At 71.8% G+C, this 16,328-nt stretch carries 13 protein-coding genes; 6 read left to right on the top strand and 7 right to left on the bottom strand.

Features of this window, described 5'->3' with window-relative positions:
* Positions 1 to 10: 10 nt before the first annotated feature.
* Genes HNR51_RS24175 through HNR51_RS24155 form a run of 5 tightly spaced genes read right to left on the bottom strand, consistent with a single transcriptional unit; the run spans position 11 to position 5,927 of the window.
* A complete protein-coding gene (locus HNR51_RS24175) occupies positions 11 to 943 on the bottom strand; it encodes a radical SAM protein (RefSeq protein WP_182556640.1) in 933 nt (310 codons plus the stop codon).
* A gap of 17 nt (positions 944 to 960) precedes the next feature.
* Complete coding sequence (locus HNR51_RS24170; RefSeq protein ID WP_012454258.1) at positions 961 to 1,836, bottom strand: hypothetical protein; 876 nt, start codon at positions 1,834 to 1,836, stop codon at positions 961 to 963.
* Positions 1,833 to 4,244 (bottom strand): tryptophan 7-halogenase, encoded by a 2,412-nt coding sequence (locus HNR51_RS24165; protein ID WP_182556639.1) that lies wholly within the window; start codon positions 4,242 to 4,244, stop codon positions 1,833 to 1,835. Before HNR51_RS24165 ends, HNR51_RS24170 begins: the two co-directional genes overlap by 4 nt.
* A gap of 4 nt (positions 4,245 to 4,248) precedes the next feature.
* Entirely contained in the window at positions 4,249 to 4,917 is a 669-nt protein-coding gene (locus tag HNR51_RS24160; protein WP_182556638.1) for a nucleoside/nucleotide kinase family protein, read from the bottom strand.
* Positions 4,914 to 5,927, bottom strand: coding sequence for a methyltransferase (locus tag HNR51_RS24155; RefSeq protein WP_239681661.1), 1,014 nt, complete (start codon positions 5,925 to 5,927; stop codon positions 4,914 to 4,916). Before HNR51_RS24155 ends, HNR51_RS24160 begins: the two co-directional genes overlap by 4 nt.
* 410 nt (positions 5,928 to 6,337) lie before the next feature.
* Between HNR51_RS24155 and HNR51_RS24150 the strand changes: the two genes are divergently transcribed.
* The 6 genes from HNR51_RS24150 (at position 6,338) to HNR51_RS24125 (ending at position 14,434) form a co-directional block, all read left to right on the top strand.
* Positions 6,338 to 6,634, top strand: a complete 297-nt coding sequence (locus tag HNR51_RS24150) for a DUF3467 domain-containing protein (protein WP_012454254.1) — start codon at positions 6,338 to 6,340, stop codon at positions 6,632 to 6,634.
* A 95-nt stretch (positions 6,635 to 6,729) separates the two neighbouring features.
* Positions 6,730 to 8,613 carry a GAF domain-containing protein gene (locus HNR51_RS24145; RefSeq protein ID WP_182556636.1) on the top strand — a complete coding sequence of 628 codons (1,884 nt, stop codon included), beginning with the start codon at positions 6,730 to 6,732 and terminating at the stop codon, positions 8,611 to 8,613.
* A gap of 11 nt (positions 8,614 to 8,624) precedes the next feature.
* Positions 8,625 to 10,772 carry a PqqD family peptide modification chaperone gene (locus HNR51_RS24140; protein ID WP_182556635.1) on the top strand — a complete coding sequence of 716 codons (2,148 nt, stop codon included), beginning with the start codon at positions 8,625 to 8,627 and terminating at the stop codon, positions 10,770 to 10,772.
* Positions 10,765 to 12,822, top strand: a complete 2,058-nt coding sequence (locus HNR51_RS24135) for a preprotein translocase subunit SecA (protein ID WP_182556634.1) — start codon at positions 10,765 to 10,767, stop codon at positions 12,820 to 12,822. The genes HNR51_RS24140 and HNR51_RS24135 overlap by 8 nt, the downstream gene beginning before the upstream one ends.
* Positions 12,823 to 12,834: 12 nt before the next feature.
* Positions 12,835 to 13,716: an efflux RND transporter periplasmic adaptor subunit gene (locus tag HNR51_RS24130; protein ID WP_182556633.1), complete on the top strand. Its 882-nt coding sequence runs from the start codon at positions 12,835 to 12,837 to the stop codon at positions 13,714 to 13,716.
* Positions 13,717 to 13,774: 58 nt separating this feature from the next.
* Positions 13,775 to 14,434, top strand: coding sequence for a hypothetical protein (locus HNR51_RS24125; protein ID WP_182556632.1), 660 nt, complete (start codon positions 13,775 to 13,777; stop codon positions 14,432 to 14,434).
* A gap of 24 nt (positions 14,435 to 14,458) precedes the next feature.
* Here HNR51_RS24125 and rfbA read toward each other — a convergent pair whose 3' ends face one another.
* Together rfbA and rfbD are read right to left on the bottom strand one after the other, a co-directional pair.
* Complete coding sequence (gene rfbA / locus HNR51_RS24120; RefSeq protein WP_182556631.1) at positions 14,459 to 15,349, bottom strand: glucose-1-phosphate thymidylyltransferase RfbA; 891 nt, start codon at positions 15,347 to 15,349, stop codon at positions 14,459 to 14,461.
* A gap of 16 nt (positions 15,350 to 15,365) precedes the next feature.
* Positions 15,366 to 16,256, bottom strand: coding sequence for a dTDP-4-dehydrorhamnose reductase (rfbD, locus tag HNR51_RS24115; protein ID WP_182556630.1), 891 nt, complete (start codon positions 16,254 to 16,256; stop codon positions 15,366 to 15,368).
* Positions 16,257 to 16,328: the final 72 nt, after the last annotated feature.

Genomic DNA, 16,328 nt, shown 5'->3' with positions numbered 1-16,328 from the left:
CCGACGGCACTCAGGCGGACGCACGGCTCCACGCGCGCCGCACCGGGCTTTGCAGCGGACGCAGCGCCTCGGCTTCGAGCCCGAACTTCTCGATATAGGCCGTGTTCAGCCCGAGGCATTCGCGAGAGGCGCACGCGTCCCGGTGTACGCACTGATAGAAGCCGTTGCGCTCGAATTCGCGCCAGAAATCCGGGTCGATGTGCAGTTCCGGCTGGCCGTTGACGAGGGCGTCGCCGATCTCGCCGAGCAGGCATTCCGGGAAGTTCTTCACCTCGACGGCGCGCCCCAGCGCCCGGGCGCGCAGGACCGCCTCGCGCAGATAGGGCAGCACCTCGGCGTGACGCGCCACGAGGCCCTTCTCGTCGCGCTCGGACATCGGGAAATAGACCCAGAACTCCATCTGGGTCAGGCGCTTGAGGTGGGCGAGCCGCGCGACGAGCGCGGGCAGGAGGCGGTAGCTGCGCTCGGTGACGACGGTGTTGGTGAGCGTTTCGACGCCCTCGATCGCATCGAGCGTCTCGAGGCCGCGCAGAGCCCGGTCGAACGAGCCGGGCACCAGGGTCAGGGCATCGTGGCTGGCGGCATCGCTGCCGGCGATGGAGACGAAGAACTCGTCCACGCCCGCCTCGACCAGCCGGCGACAGAAGCTCGGCTGGCCGAGATGCATGCCGTGGGTCTGGATGCGGACATGCGCGAAGCCGCTCGCCCTGGCCCGCCGGGCGAGGTCGGGCAGGTCGCGCCGCAGGGTGATCTCGGAACCCGTCAGGATCAGCCCGGTCCAGCGCCGCTCGCGCGCGTTGCGGGCGAGGATCTCCTCGAAATGCGCGTTGGATTCCGGCGCGAGCCGATCCATCGTGCCCTCGATCATGCAGTGGACGCATTTGAGGTTGCAGCGGAACTCCATCGTCAGGGAGACGTAAGCCGCGTGGTCGTAGCGTCCCATGTCGTTGCACCGCCCCTTCAGAGGAGACCGTAATACGCGCTCTTCGTCACGGTCAGCCGGCCGTCGACGAAGGCGTAGTCGATCCCGACATCGAACAGCAGGTGCGACAGGCGCCGCCGCTCGCTCCGCACGAAGTCGCGGATCGCGGGCGGATAGGCGAGCCGGTCGAGGAAGGCGATCAACCCGTCGATGCCGATGCGCGAGAAGTAGACGCTGTCGCACAGGCGCTTGTTGGCCACGACCACGACTCCGCAGGTCATCAGGTCGGGCCACAGGATCGCGTCGAGATCGAGGCCGGGCATGTCGAGATGGGCCGAGCAGGCGGTCTTGGCCCGGATCGCGTCGCGCTCGCGGGCCGCGTCGAAGAAACTGTAGAGGTTGTCGAAGACGAGCCCGTCACGGGTCAAACCGTAGCTCAAGCCCGACGAGACGCTGCTGCCCGGATTGCCGACATAGATGTTGAGCCGCTCCAGGCCACGCTCCCCGCGGGCGAGCGCGTCGTCGAGGTCGAGGGAGAACATGAAGTACGGCCGCGCTCCCGCATAGCGCAGACCGCAGGGAACGAACGGCGCCAGGATCCCCAGCACGCGCTCGATCGAGACGGTCCGGTCCAGCCGGGCATAGTCGTAGAAGTAGAATTCCCAGGTGGTGACGCCGTCCCGCCGCTTGGCACCCCAGACGCTGCGGCCGGGCCCGAGGCCGTTACGCAGGGCGTCGCAGATTGCGAAGAGCCGGGGATCGGCGCCCGCGCAGGCCAGGGAGTGCCAGAGCAGGCTCACCTGCCGCAGGCGCCCCGCCGTCGGCCCGACCGGCTCGTAGTCCCACAGGCAGTAATCGGCGTAGCGGTCGCCCACCGCCGCCATCTCCATACGGGCGGGATCCAGCGGGCTCATGCCTCCGCCATGCCGGAATAGACGGTGAGAAAGGGGATGCCGTCGCGCCCGACGCCGCCGGCCACGTGTCCGAGGGCCTCGCCGCGCCGCTCGGCCAGCACCGCCGCGGCGTCCGGCGGCGGAACGCCGAGATCGACGATGGCCTGACCGATCACCATCTCCGCCTCGCCCATCGTCAGACCGCAGGCGTAGAGGTTGAGGTCGTAGGAGAGGCGCGGCCCCGGTTCCTCCCGGGCTTCGAGATAGTGGACCGCGCCGTGCCCGTGCTCCCGCGCCAGCCGGAGGATGTCCCGGGCCGTACCGAGCAGGGATGCGCCCGCGCCGTCCCAGGATTCGCCGAGGCGTGCGAGCCGCGCCTCGATCTCGCCGGGCGTGCGCACCCGCGGCCAGTGGTAGAGCGTCACCACCGGCGGCGCCGATCCCTCCACCCGCCACTTGTAGGCGCGATGAACGAGGATTGGCTCCGCGCCCGCGGCGCCTGCCGCGTCGGTTTCGTGCCACGCCGCGTCGGCCCGCGCCGACCATTCGACGTAGAGCTTGTAGAGCGCGCTCGAGGGCCCCGCCTCGTAGCCGAGATGGAGCAGGTCGGCGCCCACGATCAGGCCGGCGGCCTCCGCCCGCTCCGGTGCGGGCAGCCCGAGCGCTTCGGCCAGGGCATCGAGGGTCTTGGCGGGGTCGAGGCCGAGACTGGTGCGGTGGAGGCTGACGAGGAAGCGTTCGGTCTGCAGCCCGGCCGGCGTGGCCTTCACCGAGCGCTCGTAGCCGAAAGGCTGGCCGAGGCCGGCGACGAGGTCGGCGAGGCGGGCCCCCTCCGGGCTCCGCCGCAGGCTCTGCGGGCCGTGCCGGGCGGCGCTGTCCTTGGCAGCCGCCGCCGCCACCTGAACCGTGGGGCCGGCGGGGGCCCGGCCGTGCAGCCCTTCGAGAAGGTCGGCATGGGGCGCCATGGTCTGCGCGACCTGGGCCGAGCGGGCCCTGACCCCCGCGAGAAGCCGCTCGATCTCGCGTCCGTCGCCGACATCGACCGGAGCGAAGGGCCGGCGCGGCAGGAAGTCGGCGCCCGCGAACAGGAGGTAGTGGTCGCCCTCGCCGAAGACGGCGTCGGCCTCCGGCTCGACATGGCCGGCCAGTTCGTAGAGGTCGAGGCGATCGGCGAGGCGCTCGGGAACGGCGGCGGCGCGGGCGGCGGCCCAGAACGGCTCGGGACGGCGGCCGAGGACGTAATGCGCGGCGACCGCCTGCTCGGCGTCGTCGTGGAGACGGTTCATCCGCGCGGCGTAGGCGCGGCGCAGAACCTCGGCCGCCCGCCCTCCCCGCGGCAGGTAGGCGACGAACGCTTCGAGAGCGGCGAGGACGAGGTCGAGGCCGAAGCCCATCAGCGGCTCGACCGCACCGGCCGCGGCGCCCACGGCGACGACGTTGCGCTGCCACGGGGCGCGGCGCCGGCCGCGGCGGAGCTCCGCATCGCAGACGCCGCCGTCCTCGCAGCCGGAGGCGGCCCGCAAGAGGGCCTGCGCCGTCTCCGGCGGCGTGGTGCGGCCGTCGTAGACGAGGGCGTGGTCGGAGCGTCCGGCGAGCGGCAGCGCGGCGACCCAGCCCTCCGGACGGCCGCGATAGAGGGTGAAGGGGGCGGGCTCCGGTTCGCGCGCCGTCGACAGATAGGCGATGCGGTCCCCGGCGCCGCCCTCGGCGATCCACGGTTCACCCAGGGCCGTGCCGACGAGTTGCGCCGCCGCCCCGGTGCAGTCGAGGAAGACGTCGCCCTCGATCCGCTCCCCCCCGTCGAGGAGGAGGGCGGCGACGTCGCCGTAGGGGTCGCGCTCGATCCCCCGGACGCGGCCCGGGACGGCGCGGATGCCCTCGGACAGCGCGATCTCGCGGAAGACGCGGACGAGCCCGGCGCGGTCGAGGTGGTAGCCGTAATCGCCCGACTGGACCAGCGAGGAGGTGCCCGCCTGCGGGCGGGGTCCGCGCCCCTCCGCCGCCATCAGGGTCTGGGGTGCGTAGTCGGCGTAGTCGCCCGCCTCCCGGCGGGCGCCGCTCTCGCGCAGCTTCAGCCAGTAATGGAACAGGTCGCGTCCGGCGATCCGCGGCCCGCAGGCCCCGAACGGGTGCCAATGCCCCCGCCCCCCCGCGAACCAATCCTCGAAGCGGCTGGCGAGCCGGTAGGTGCCGGCGCAGCGGCGCAGGAAGATCGCCTCGTCGATGTCGAAGCCCTGCCGGAAGCGGGTGAAGGCCGGGCGGGTCGCCAGCGCCACGGACGGGCCCGCCGCCGGTTCGGGGGCGACCAGCGTCACGCTCCAGCCCGCCCGGCGCAGGATCCGGCGCAGATAGGCGGCGGCGATCGAGCCGGCGGGTCCGCCGCCGGCGATGACGAGGCGCGGCGGCACGGAGCGTTCGGACCTGAGCATCGGACTAGGGCTCCGCGCCCCCATACGCCGTCGGCGTCGGGGCGGCCATGAGGATGGGTTGGATTGCGGACCGGATGGCGGCGACGTGCTCGGCGGGCGTGCCGGCGCCGAGGACCTGGTCGGCCGCCGGCCGGATCCGGTCGCGCTGGAGTGCGTAGGTCGGATGCAGCAGCGTGTCGTAGCGGCCGAGATAGGCGTCGAGCGCGCCGAGCAGCCGCGAGGCGGCGGAGGGCTCGCGCCGCGCCCCCTCGGTGAAGCTGCGCAGCTTGCGCGCCAGCGCGATGTCGAGCGGCAGGTCGAGCCAGACGAGATGGTCGATCTGCCTCCCGGTGCCGGGATGGGCCCGGCCGAGCAGGGTGTCGAGGACAATCACGGGCCGCCCGGCGCCGCGCCGCGCCGGGCGCAGGGTACCGCCGCGCTCGCGATCCGGCACCGGCTCGCCGCGACGCAGCCGCGCGAGATCCTCGGCGAGCCCCGGCACGGGCAGCGCGTCGAAGGGCGCGCCGCGGGCCAGCCACGCCGCCACCTGTTCCGGCGGCCAGGTGGTGACCGCCTCGTAGGCGTCGTAGGCGAGGACGGGCGCGCCGCCGAAGGTCTCCGACAGGGCGTACGACAGGGTCGATTTCCCGCTGCCCGGCGGCCCGGCCACGGCGAGGACGAAGGGCCCGCTCACGGGGCACCGCCGGGTTTGTGCGCCTCGATCAGGTGAAACGGCGTCTCGAGATCGAGGCTCCGCACGCTGCTCTCGACGAGGCCGGCGGCGGCCAGCGTCTCGGTATAGAGGTCGGCATCGCGGAAGAAGGGCTGGAACACGAGGTCGGCGGACTGGATATAGCCGGGCGCGCGCTCGTGCAGGCGCATCGGCGCCCGCTCGTAGATCACGAGGCGGCCGCCCGGCGCCAGGACCTGCGCCGCGCGGGCGATCAGGGCGCGGGCCTCGTCCTCCGGCCAGTCGTGCAGGACCGACTTGAAGGTCACGAGGTCGTGTCCCTCGGGCAGGGGATCGCGCCGCATGTCGCAGGGCCGGAACGCGACGCGCGCGCCTTCCGGCCGGCCGGCGAGGTTTTCCGCACCCAGCGCGCAGACGACGGGCAGGTCGATCACCGTCGCGGTCAGGGCCGGGGCGCGTCGACAGGCCTGGGCAGCGAACTCGCCGCTGTTGCCGCCGAGATCGAGCAGGCGCCGATGGCCCCCCAGTTCGATCCGGTCGAGGCAGGGCCCGGCCTCGTAGCGGGTGAGGCAGGTGGTGTAGGCGACCCAGCGCCGGGTCGCGGCGAGGTTCTCGGGGGTGACCGCGAAGCAGCGGTCGTAGCGGAACAGCTCGAAGGTACGCGAGGCCGCCATGAAGGCCGGCAGGTCCGCGACGAAGGCGGGAAAATGCCGGCGCAGATCCTCCGCGGCGGCGGCGGCGAAGGCGAGCTTCGCCTCGATCAGGTCGCGGCAGGGCAGCACGGCGCGGAACGCCGGGCTCAGCCCGATCCGGCCGGGCGCGGGCTCGGATGCAATGCCGGCTCCGATGAGGAGGCCGGTCAGGCAGGCGGCTTGCGGCGGGTCGAGGCGAAGCGCGGCGGCGAGCTCCGCCGCCTCGATCTCCGCGCGGCGCGCGAGCCGGTCGATCAATCCCGAGGCGAGGGCGAAGGTCAGGGCATGGGCGGCGGCTTCGCTCTCGAGGAAGCGGTCCACCCTCGGGAAATCCGATCCGGGTCGTTCGGACCGCGCCTCGTCCGACATCAGCGCAAGGCCGGGCAGACGCGACGGACGAACGCCCGATGAAACCTGAAACGGGAAGGAAGCTTTGAATTGAGACGCTGGGTCAACGCAATTTTCTTCGTGGCCATTGTCGCCGCCACATTCCATTCGTGATCGAATCGCACAAACCGTGCAATAGCTCCTATCGCCCTGTGTGCCATAAATGCAAGGCGACTTGGTTTCGCTGAGATCGCAAGGCAAGCCGTCGTTCAAAGGCGGCTTTATTCGTGTCATGTCTTGATGAGGACTTGGGCTCCGCGCTCCGCTCCGGCTTCGGCCACGGGGTGATCGCGAGAGGATCAGGCCAACGCCGCGCGAGACAGCGCGCAGATGGGGGAGCAGTCGTGAGCGAGAGCAGCAAGGCCGGTGGCGCCGATCAGGTGCGCGCGATCGAGTGGCGCGAGGACAGCATGTCGACGCAGTTCGCCAACGTGGTGAACGTGCAGGGCACCCGCGAGCAGGTCGATCTGTTCTTCGGCACCAACCGGACCTGGAACCTCGCCGAGACCGAGAGCGTGGTGGTGGATCTCTCCAACCGCGTCATCCTCACCCCGCTCGCGGCCAAGCGCCTCCACTCGGTCCTCGGCGGCGTGCTGACCGAGTACGAGAACCGGCACGGGCGGCTCGACCTCGACGCCTGACCCGCGATGCCCCGCCGCCGACGCGTCACGGCACGGCGGCCGGGCCCTTACCGCAGCAAGACCCCGAGCAGGGTCAGTCAAGGAATCCGGGGGCCATGAGCGAGCGTTTGGCGGTGGAGGGCGCGTCCGCACCGGGCCCGGCCGCACGCCTGTCCCTGCTGGAGCCGGCCCTATGGCAGGTTCTCCGGACCTCACCGACACTCCAGGCGGCGGCGGAGGCGTGGCTCACGCTCCAGGCGCCGATGCTCGGTGCGAAGCGGGCCTGCGTCCTGCTGCCGGGCACCTCGGTGGGCCTCGCACCGCTCGCGGTGTTTCCGGCCCAGACCGAGTGCGAGGGCGGCCTGCGCGAGACGGCGGAAGCCGCCCTGCGGGAGAACCGGCCGGTCGTGCAGGCGATGGCGGAGAACGGGCCGCTTCCGGGCACGCCGCAGGGCTCCGGCGCCTGGATCGCGCTGCCGCTGGCGCTCGACGACGCCTGCTTTGCCGTCACCGCCTTCGCCCTCGACAGCCTCGACAAGGACGAGCTGCGCGGTGCGATCCGTCAGGTGCAGTGGGGCAGCGCCTGGCTCGTCGCCAAACAGGCCGAGCTGATCGGGCGGGACGAGCGCCGGACGCTGTCGCGCTCGCGCTCCGTCCTCGACCTGCTCGCGGGGGTCTTGGAGCAGTCGCGCTTCTCCGCCGCCTGCACCGCCGCGGTGACGGACCTCGCCATCGCCTTCTCCTGCCAGCGGGCGGCGATCGGCTTCGTGCGGCGTGGCAGCGCGCGGATCACGGCGATCTCGCATTCGGCCCAGTTCGGCCGCGAGATGAACCTCGTGCGCCGGCTCGGCGCCTGCATGAACGAGGCGATCGACCAGCGCAGCCTGATCCTGTTCCCGGCGCCCGAGACCGAGGCCACCGTCACGACGGCGCATGCCGATCTCGCGCGCCTGCAATATGGCGGCCGGGTGCTGACCGTGCCGATGCTGGTCGATGACCGCTTCGTCGGCGCGATCACCCTGGAGCGGCCCGCCGACCAGCCGTTCAGCCTGGAGACGGTCGAGCAGGTGAGCGCCTGCGCCGCCGCCATCGGCCCGGTGCTGGAGGACAAGCGGCAGAACGACCGCTGGCTCGTCCTCAAGGCCGCCGACGCGGTGATGAACGGCGCGCGGCTGGTGTTCGGCCCGAACCGCACCGGGCTCAAGCTCGGGCTGGCCGCCGCGCTCGCCCTCGTCCTGGCGCTCTCGGTGATCCAGACCGATTACCGCGTCACCGCCGACGCCCGCGTCGAGGGGCTCGTGCGCCGCTCCGTCGTCGCCTCCTACGACGGCTACCTGAAGACCGCCGGGCACCGGGCCGGCGACACGGTGCGCAAGGGCGACCTCCTCGCCGCCCTGGAGGACCGGGATCTCGCCCTGGAACGCCTGCGCTGGGTCACGGAACGCCAGCAGCGCACCTACGAGTACGACAAGGCCCTCGCCACGCGCCAACCCGCCACGATCAACGTGGTGAAGAGCCAGATCGATCAGGCCGAGGCGCAGATCCGCCTCCTCGACGAGCAGATCGCGCGCTCGAAGTTCACCGCCCCCTTCGACGGTCTGATCGTCTCCGGCGACCTCTCGCAATCCATCGGCGGCGCCGTCAGCCGCGGTCAGGTGCTGTTCGAGATCGCGCCGCTGGACAGCTATCGCGTCGTCCTGAGCGTCGACGAGCGCGTCATCGCCGACCTGCACGAGGGCCAGACCGGGCACATGCTCGCGACCTCCCTGCCCGACCAGCCCCAGGCGCTGATGATCCAGACCATCACCCCCGTGGCCGAGGCCAAGAACGGCCGCAACCTGTTCCGCGTCGAGGGCCGGATCGCCGACGGCGCCACGCGGCTTCGGCCGGGCATGGAGGGCATCGCCAAGGTTGATGTCGACCGGCGCCTGCTCGCCTGGATCTGGGCACGCCCCATCGTCGACTGGGCGCGCCTCGCCCTCTGGCACTGGTGGCCGTGAGGGATTGAGGCATGTCCCAGTCCCTGTTCAGCCAATCGTGGTACCGCGTCGCGCCCCTGCGCCCGCGGCTGCGCCGCCACGCCGAGATCCACCGGCAGAGTTTTCGCGGTGAGGTCTGGTACGTCCTGCAGGATCACCAGACCGGGCGTTTCCACCGCCTCTCGCCCGCCGCCAATTTGATCCTCTGCCTGATGGACGGGCGCCGCACCCTGCAGGAGGTGTGGGAGGCCGCCGCCCGGCGCAACGAGGACGACCCGCCGACCCAGGACGACACGATCCGCCTGATTTCGCAGCTCCACGGCTCGGACCTGCTCCAGGGCGACCTGCCGCCGGATCTCGCCGAACTCGCCGAGCGCTCGGAATCCACCGCGCGCCGCACCCTGATCGCCCGGGTCAAGAACCCGCTGGCCCTGCGCTTCCCGCTGTTCGATCCCGATCCGGTCCTCGACCGGCTCGCACCGCTCTTCCGGCCGCTCTTCTCGATCTGGGGCTTCGCGGTCTGGCTCGCCGTCGTGGTCACCGGCCTCGTCGTGGCCGCCCTGCATGCGGGCGAGCTGACCGGCGACGTCGCCGGCCAGATGCTCTCGGCGCAGAACGTCGCGCTGATGATGGCCCTCTACCCCGTCATCAAGGCCCTGCACGAGGCGGGGCACGCCTGCGCCGCCAAGGCCTGGGGCGGCGAGGTGCACGAGGTCGGCGTCATGCTGCTCGTGCTGTTCCCCGCCCCCTACGTCGACGCCTCGACCTCGGCCGCCTTCCCCAGCAAGTGGCAGCGGATGATGGTGGCGGCGGCCGGCATCTTCGTCGAGCTGTTCCTGGCGGGCTTGGCCGCCATCGTCTGGGCCACGGCCGAGCCCGGTCTCGTGCGGGCGGCGGCCTTCAACGTGATGGTGATCGGCAGCGTCTCCACGCTGCTGTTCAACGGCAATCCGCTCCTGCGCTTCGACGGCTACTACATCTTCGCCGACCTGATCGAGATCCCCAATCTCGGCTCGCGCGCCAACCGCTACGTCTTCTACCTGATCGAGCGCTATGTGCTGACAATCGAGGGCGCCACGAGTCCGGTCACGGCGGCCGGCGAGCGGCCCTGGCTGTTCGTCTACGCGGTGGCCGCCTTCGTCTACCGCACCACGGTCTCGATCGCGATCGCGAGCTTCATCGCCACGCAGTACTTCGTCTTCGGCGTGCTGCTGGCTCTCCTCGCGCTGTTCGGCACCGTGGTCTCGCCGCTGGTGAAGGGCCTCAAGTTCATCCTGACCGATCCGAAGCTGCACCGGCGCCGCGGCCGGGCGGTCCTGCTCACGAGCGCGGCGGCGGGGGCGGCCTTCGCGCTGCTGTTCGTGGTCCCCCTGCCCTACACGACCATGGCGCAGGGCGTCGTCTGGGCTCCCGACGACACGCAGATCCGCACCGGCACCGACGGCATTCTCACCACGCTGCTGGTGGAGCCCGGCCGCGACGCGCAGGCCGGCGAGGCGCTTGCGAAGCTGGAGGATCCGAGCCTCGACAGTCGCGTCGCCGTGCTGGAGGCGCAGCTCGTCGAACTGCGCCTGCGCTACGACGCCGCCCGTCTCGGCGACCGGGTTCAGGCGCAGATCCTCCAGGAGCAGATCGGCAGCACGCAGGAGATCCTGCGGGTCTACCGCGAGCGGCAGGCGGCCCTCACCGTGCGGGCGGCGCAAGGCGGCCGGCTGATCGTGCCGGGCGCCGTCGATCTGCCGGGGCGCTACCTGCGCCGGGGCGAGCGCATCGGCTACGTGCTCACCGCCGACGATCCCGTGGTGCGGGTGGTGGTGCCGCAGACCGATGTGGACCTGATCCGCAGCCGCACGCAGGGCGTCGCCGCGCGGCTCGCCGAGCGGCCCGAGGCGGTGCGCGCCGGATCGATCCTGCGGGAAGTGCCGGGCGCGCAGCAGGAGATCCCGAGCCTCGCCCTCGCGACGCAGGGCGGCGGCACCATCGCGGTCGATGCCAGCAACCCGCAGAAGCCGGTGGCGCTCCAGAGCATCTTCGTCTTCGACGTGCAGCTTGCCGGCGGCCTGCCCTTCAACGTGCTCGGCGAGCGGGTCTATGTCCGGTTCGATCACGGGGCGGAGCCGATCGCGTGGCGGGCGCTGCGCAGCCTGCGCCAAGTGTTCCTGAGTCAGTTCCGTGTCTGATCCCCTCGCCCTTGCCTCCGGTCTGGCACCCGCAGGGGATCTCGCCCCCACCGGGGCCGCCTTCCGCCTGCCGCCGGTCCGCGCCTATTCCGAGCGCAAGCCGCTCAAGGCGAGCCGCCTCGATCAGGCCGCAGCGAAGGTCGTCGGCCGCGTCCGGGTCGGACTCGCCGGCTGGGCCGCGCGCCGCTACGCGCGGATCGCCCGCAACGCCCTGGCACGGTCCGAGGAGATCGCGGCACTCTCCGAGGCGGCGCTGCATCTCCGCATCCAGGCGATCACCGCGGCCCTGCGGGCGCGAAAAACCTTTCGCGATGCCGACATCGCCGAGGCCTTCGCCCTGATCCGCGAGATGTCGGGCCGGGTGAAGGGCCAGCGCCATTACGGCGTGCAGATGATGGGCGCCGCCGCCCTCCTCGACGGCCGCATCGCCCAGATGGCCACAGGCGAGGGTAAGACGCTGACGGCGACGCTGGCCGCGGGCGCGGCGGCTCTGGCCGGCCTGTCCGTTCACGTCGTCACCGTCAACGACTACCTCGCCGAGCGCGACGCCGAGGAGATGCGCCCCCTCTACGCCGCCCTCGGGCTCACCGTCGGCGTGATCAAGGAGAAGCAGGAGCAGCCGGAGCGGGCGCAGGCCTATGCCTGCCACATCACCTACTGCACCAACAAGGATCTCGCCTTCGACTATCTGCGCGACCGCATCGCTCTGGGCCAGCGCGCCAGCGACGTGCGGCTGAAGCTCGAGAACATGCACGCGCGCGCGAGCCGCCTCGCGCAGCTCCGCCTGCGCGGCCTGCACTTCGCCATCGTCGACGAGGCCGACAGCGTGCTGATCGACGAGGCGCGCACGCCGCTCATCATCTCGGCCCCGGCCGGCTCGCAATTCGGCACCGAGGTGCTCGCCCGCGCCATGGAGATCGCAGGCGCGCTGTCGAGCCCCGAAGACTATCGGATCGAGGCGGCCGAGCACCGGATCGTCCTCACCGATCCCGGCCGCGAGCGGATCGCCGACTTGGCCGAGAGCGAGGCCCCCGGCCAGGATTCCGCCTGGCGCGGGCGCGTCACCCGCGAGGGACTGGTGCGTCAGGCGCTCTCGGCGCTGCACCTGTTCCACCGCGACGAGCACTACATCCTGCGCGACGGCAAGGTGGTGATCGTCGATGCCAATACGGGCCGGGTGATGCCGGACCGGAGCTGGAGCGACGGCCTGCACCAGATGGTCGAGCACAAGGAGGGCTGCGACCTGTCGGGCGCCCGCTCGACGCTGGCGCGGATGACCTATCAGCGCTTCTTCCGCCGCTATCCCCGGCTCTCGGGCATGACCGGCACGACTCGCGGCGTCGCCGCCGAGTTCTGGACCGTCTACCGCCTGCCGGTTGTGCGCATCCCGACGCATCGGCCGGTGCAGCGGCGCCACCTCCCCGACGAGGTGCTGCCGGACGAGGCGGCGAAGTGGCGGCGGGTGACGGCGCGCATCGCCGAACTGCACGCGCGCGGCTGCCCCGTCCTCGTCGGCACCCGATCGGTCGGCGCCTCCGCGCGGGCGAGCGCCTATCTCACCGAAGCCGGCCTGCCGCACACGGTGCTGAGCGCGGCCCAGGACGGCCAGGAGGCCGCCATCGTCGGGCAAGCCGGGCAGCACGGCCGCATCACGGTGGCGACGAACATGGCCGGGCGCGGCACCGACATCAAGCTCGGCCCCGGCATTGCCGAACGCGGCGGCCTGCACGTCATCATGGTCGAGCGGCAGGATGCGCGGCGCATCGACGACCAGCTCGCCGGCCGCAGCGGCCGCCAGGGTGAGCCGGGCTGCTTCCAGGCGATCCTCTCCCTCGATGATCCGCTGATGGAGAGCGGGCTCATCGGCCGCGGGCTCGCCCGGCGCATCATGGTGCTGCTCGGCCCGAAGCACGGCCAAGCCTTCGGCCGCCGCCTGCTGCGCCACGCGCAACGGCGCACCGAACACCTGCACGGGCGCATGCGCGCCGACCTCCTGCATTCCGACCAGATGCAGGACCGCATTTTGGCTTTTGCCGGCCACGCTGAGTAAGGATTGTTCGCAATGACGCTTCAGGCCGGAACGCGACGAGCCGGGATCCGTGCGGCCCTTGCGGCCCTCTGCCTCACCGCCACCGCGGCGCAGGCCCAGGAGGCCCGCCTCGAGGCCCGCGTCGATTGCGTCGTCGAGCCGGCGCAGAAGCTGAAGATCGGCTCCGCCACCCTCGGCATCCTCAAGAGCGTTCCGGTCAATCGCGGCGCCACGGTGAATGCCGGCGACATCATCGCCCGGCTCGATTCGAGCGTGGAGGAGGCCAACGTCGCCCTGTCGCGGGCGCAGTCGGAATCGCGGGCCGGCATCGAGGCGCAGCAGACCCGCGTCGAACTCTACAAGCGGCGCCTCGACCGCCAGAACCAGCTCTCGAAGGGCATCGTCACCCAGGAGAAGCTCGATCAGGTCGAGGCCGATTACGAGATCGGCCGGCGCGACCTCCAGACCGAGATCCTGAAGCACAAGCTCAACGGCATCGAGCTTCAGCGCGCTGAGGCGCAGCTCGAACTGCGGATGATCCGCAGCCCGATCCGCGGCATCGTCACCGAGCGGTTGATGTCGGCGGGCGAGTTCGTGCGCCAGGACAGCGCGATCTTCACCCTGGTTCAGCTCGATCCGCTCTACGTCGAGGCCTATCTGCCGGTCGCGCGCTGGAAGGAAATCGCGCTCGGCATGACCGCGACCGTCGAACTCGACCAGCCGATCGGCGGCGCCTACGCGGCGAAGGTCAGCGTGGTCGATCAGGTGTTCGACGCGGCGAGCGGCACCTTCGGCGTGCGCCTCGAATTGCCGAACCCGGATTTCAAGCTGCCGGGCGGGCAGCGCTGCAAGGTCGCCTTCCCGCTTGCCCCCGCCGGCCCGCTCGCGACCGCCGTGCCGCCCGACGCCAAGTAGGGGACCATTCCCGGTCCGCGATGGACCTTTCCGGGCCGGCGACGTATTGCGCTGCACGATGGAGCCGACAGCCACACGGATGCTGACGATGGGGCTCGCGGCGCTCGGCGCGGCGGTGCCGCCGGCCGATTCCGGCACCGCGCGGGCGCAAGCCGCTGATGCGGCCGCCGATACGAGCCGGGAGGCGCAGGATGGGTCCGAGGCGCGCGCCTTGATCGAAACGCTGAGCGCCCGGCTGCTGGCCGCGCCGAGCGCCACCGCCGTCCTCGAAGCGTGGTGCGCCGAACGCGGGCTCAGCCCCGATCCGCGGATCGTCGCCGTGCGCGTCCCCGGCCCGGACAAGCCCCCCGGCGCGGCGCGGCGCGAGCGGCTGGCCGTGGGGCCGGACGAGCCCGTGCGATATCGCCGGGTGCGGCTGACCTGCGGCACCCACGTCCTGTCGGAAGCCGACAACTGGTACGTCCCGAGCCGCCTGACGCCCGCGATGAACGCGGCGCTCGACGGCACGCAGGCGCCCTTCGGCCGTGTCGTGCGCCCGCTCGATCCGAGCCGGCGCAACCGGTCGCTGACGATGCTGTGGCGGCCCGAGCGGGCCGGAATGCCGGGACCGGCCGAGCCGCTGTTCTCGGTCGAGGCGGTGCTCACAGCCGGCGGCGTGCCGTTCTGCGAGGTCGCCGAGACCTATACCGGCGCCGTCCTGCTTCAGGGCGAGCGCTGACCGGCGCGGGCCAGGGTTCGTCCGTTAGAAGTCCTGATCGGGCCGGCGGCCTTCGCGGGCGAGCCGCAGCAGGTTCTGGCCGTAATGGGTCTTGGCGAATAGCTCGCCGCGCGCCTGCAACTGCGCGCGGCCGATGAAGCCCTGAAGGTAGGCGATCTCCTCCAGGCAGGCGACCTGGAGCCCCTGCCGGTGCTGCAGCACCCGCACGAACTCGGCGGCTTCCAAGAGGCTGTCATGCGTGCCGGTATCGAGCCACGCGTAGCCGCGGCTCATCCGCTCGACATGAAGCTCGCCGCGCTCGAGATAGGCTTGGTTGACGCTCGTGATCTCGAGTTCGCCCCGGTCGGAGGGCGTCACGGCGGCGGCGATGTCGAGCACCTGATTGTCGTAGAAGTACAGCCCCGTCACCGCCCAGGGGCTCTCCGGCGTCTTCGGCTTCTCCACCAGCCGCAGCGGGCGGCCGGCCTCGTCGAGGGTGACGACGCCGTAGGCCTCGGGATGATCGACGTGGTAGGCGAACACCGTCGCCCCGCTCGTGCGGGCGCGTGCCCTGGCGAGCAGTTCGCTCATGCCGTTGCCGAAGAACAGGTTGTCGCCCAGCACCAGCGCCACGTCGTCGGCGCCGACGAAGTCGCGGCCGATGAGGAAGGCCTGGGCCAGACCCTCGGGGCGCGGCTGCACCGCGTAGGAGAAGGTCAGGCCGAACTGCTCGCCGGTGCCGAGCAGGCGCTGGTAGTTGCCGAGATGCTCCGGGCTCGAGATGATCAGGATCTCGCGGATGCCCGCCAGCATCAGCACCGAGATCGGATAGTAGATCATCGGCTTGTCGTAGACCGGCAGCAGCTGCTTGTTGATCGCGAGCGTGGCCGGGTGCAGCCTTGTGCCGGAGCCGCCGGCGAGCACGATGCCCTTCATGGCAAACACGTCCTGATCAGTGGGAGCGGACCGGCCCGACCAGCCGGTCGAGGATGTCGTCGAGCGCCGCCTCCCAGCCGCGCGGCGCGAGGCCGTAGGCGTCGGTCAGGCTCTGGGTCGAGAGGCGGGAATTGGCCGGGCGCCGGGCCGGCGTCGGGTAGGCCGACGTTGGGATGCCCTCGACCGGAACGCTGCGCCCGCCGCGCCGGGCCGCGCCCGCGACGATGGCGCGGGCGAAGTCGCACCACGTGGTCGCGCCGTCGTTGACGCAGTGGACGGTGCCGGTCGGCGCCGCCTCGTCACCCGCCATCCGCAGGGCGATGGCGGCAAGCGCGCCCGCGAGGTCGGCGGCCGAGGTCGGGCAGCCGTGCTGGTCGTCCACCACGGTGAGCCGCTCCCGCTCGTTTGCCAACCGCAGCATCGTCTTGACGAAATTGCCCCGGTGCGGGCTCACCACCCAGGCGGTGCGGACGATGACGTGGCGCGGGTTGGCGCTGCGCACCGCCATCTCGCCCGCCGCCTTGCTGGCGCCGTAGACGCTTTGCGGGTTCACCGGCGCATCGGGGGCGTAGAAGCACTCGCCCGAGCCGTCGAACACGTAGTCGGTCGAGACGTGGACGAGGGGGATGGTCCGCTTGCGCGTCTCGGCGGCGAGGATCGCCGGGGCCAGCGCGTTGAGCCGCCACGCCGCCGCGACCTCACTCTCGGCCCGGTCCACCGCAGTGTAGGCGGCCGAGTTGATCACCGCCGCGTAGCGACGGGCGTCAAGTGCGGCGGCGACGGCCGCCTCGTCGGTGATGTCGAGGCTCTGGCGGTCGGGCGCGTGCACCCGCACGCCTTCGGGCCAGGGGAAGGCCTGAAGCTCCGTGCCGACCTGCCCGGCGCCGCCGAGGATCAGGATATCCATCAGGCTCACGCGCTCTTTTGCGCGAGGCCGAGGCGCTCGCCGGAATAGCGGCCCTCGCGGATCGGGCGCCAC

Source organism: Methylorubrum thiocyanatum (genome assembly GCA_014138645.1).
Taxonomy (GTDB): domain Bacteria; phylum Pseudomonadota; class Alphaproteobacteria; order Rhizobiales; family Beijerinckiaceae; genus Methylobacterium; species Methylobacterium thiocyanatum.
The sequence above is the reverse complement of the archived record's forward strand: the minus strand, read 5'-3'. Positions and strand labels throughout refer to the sequence as shown.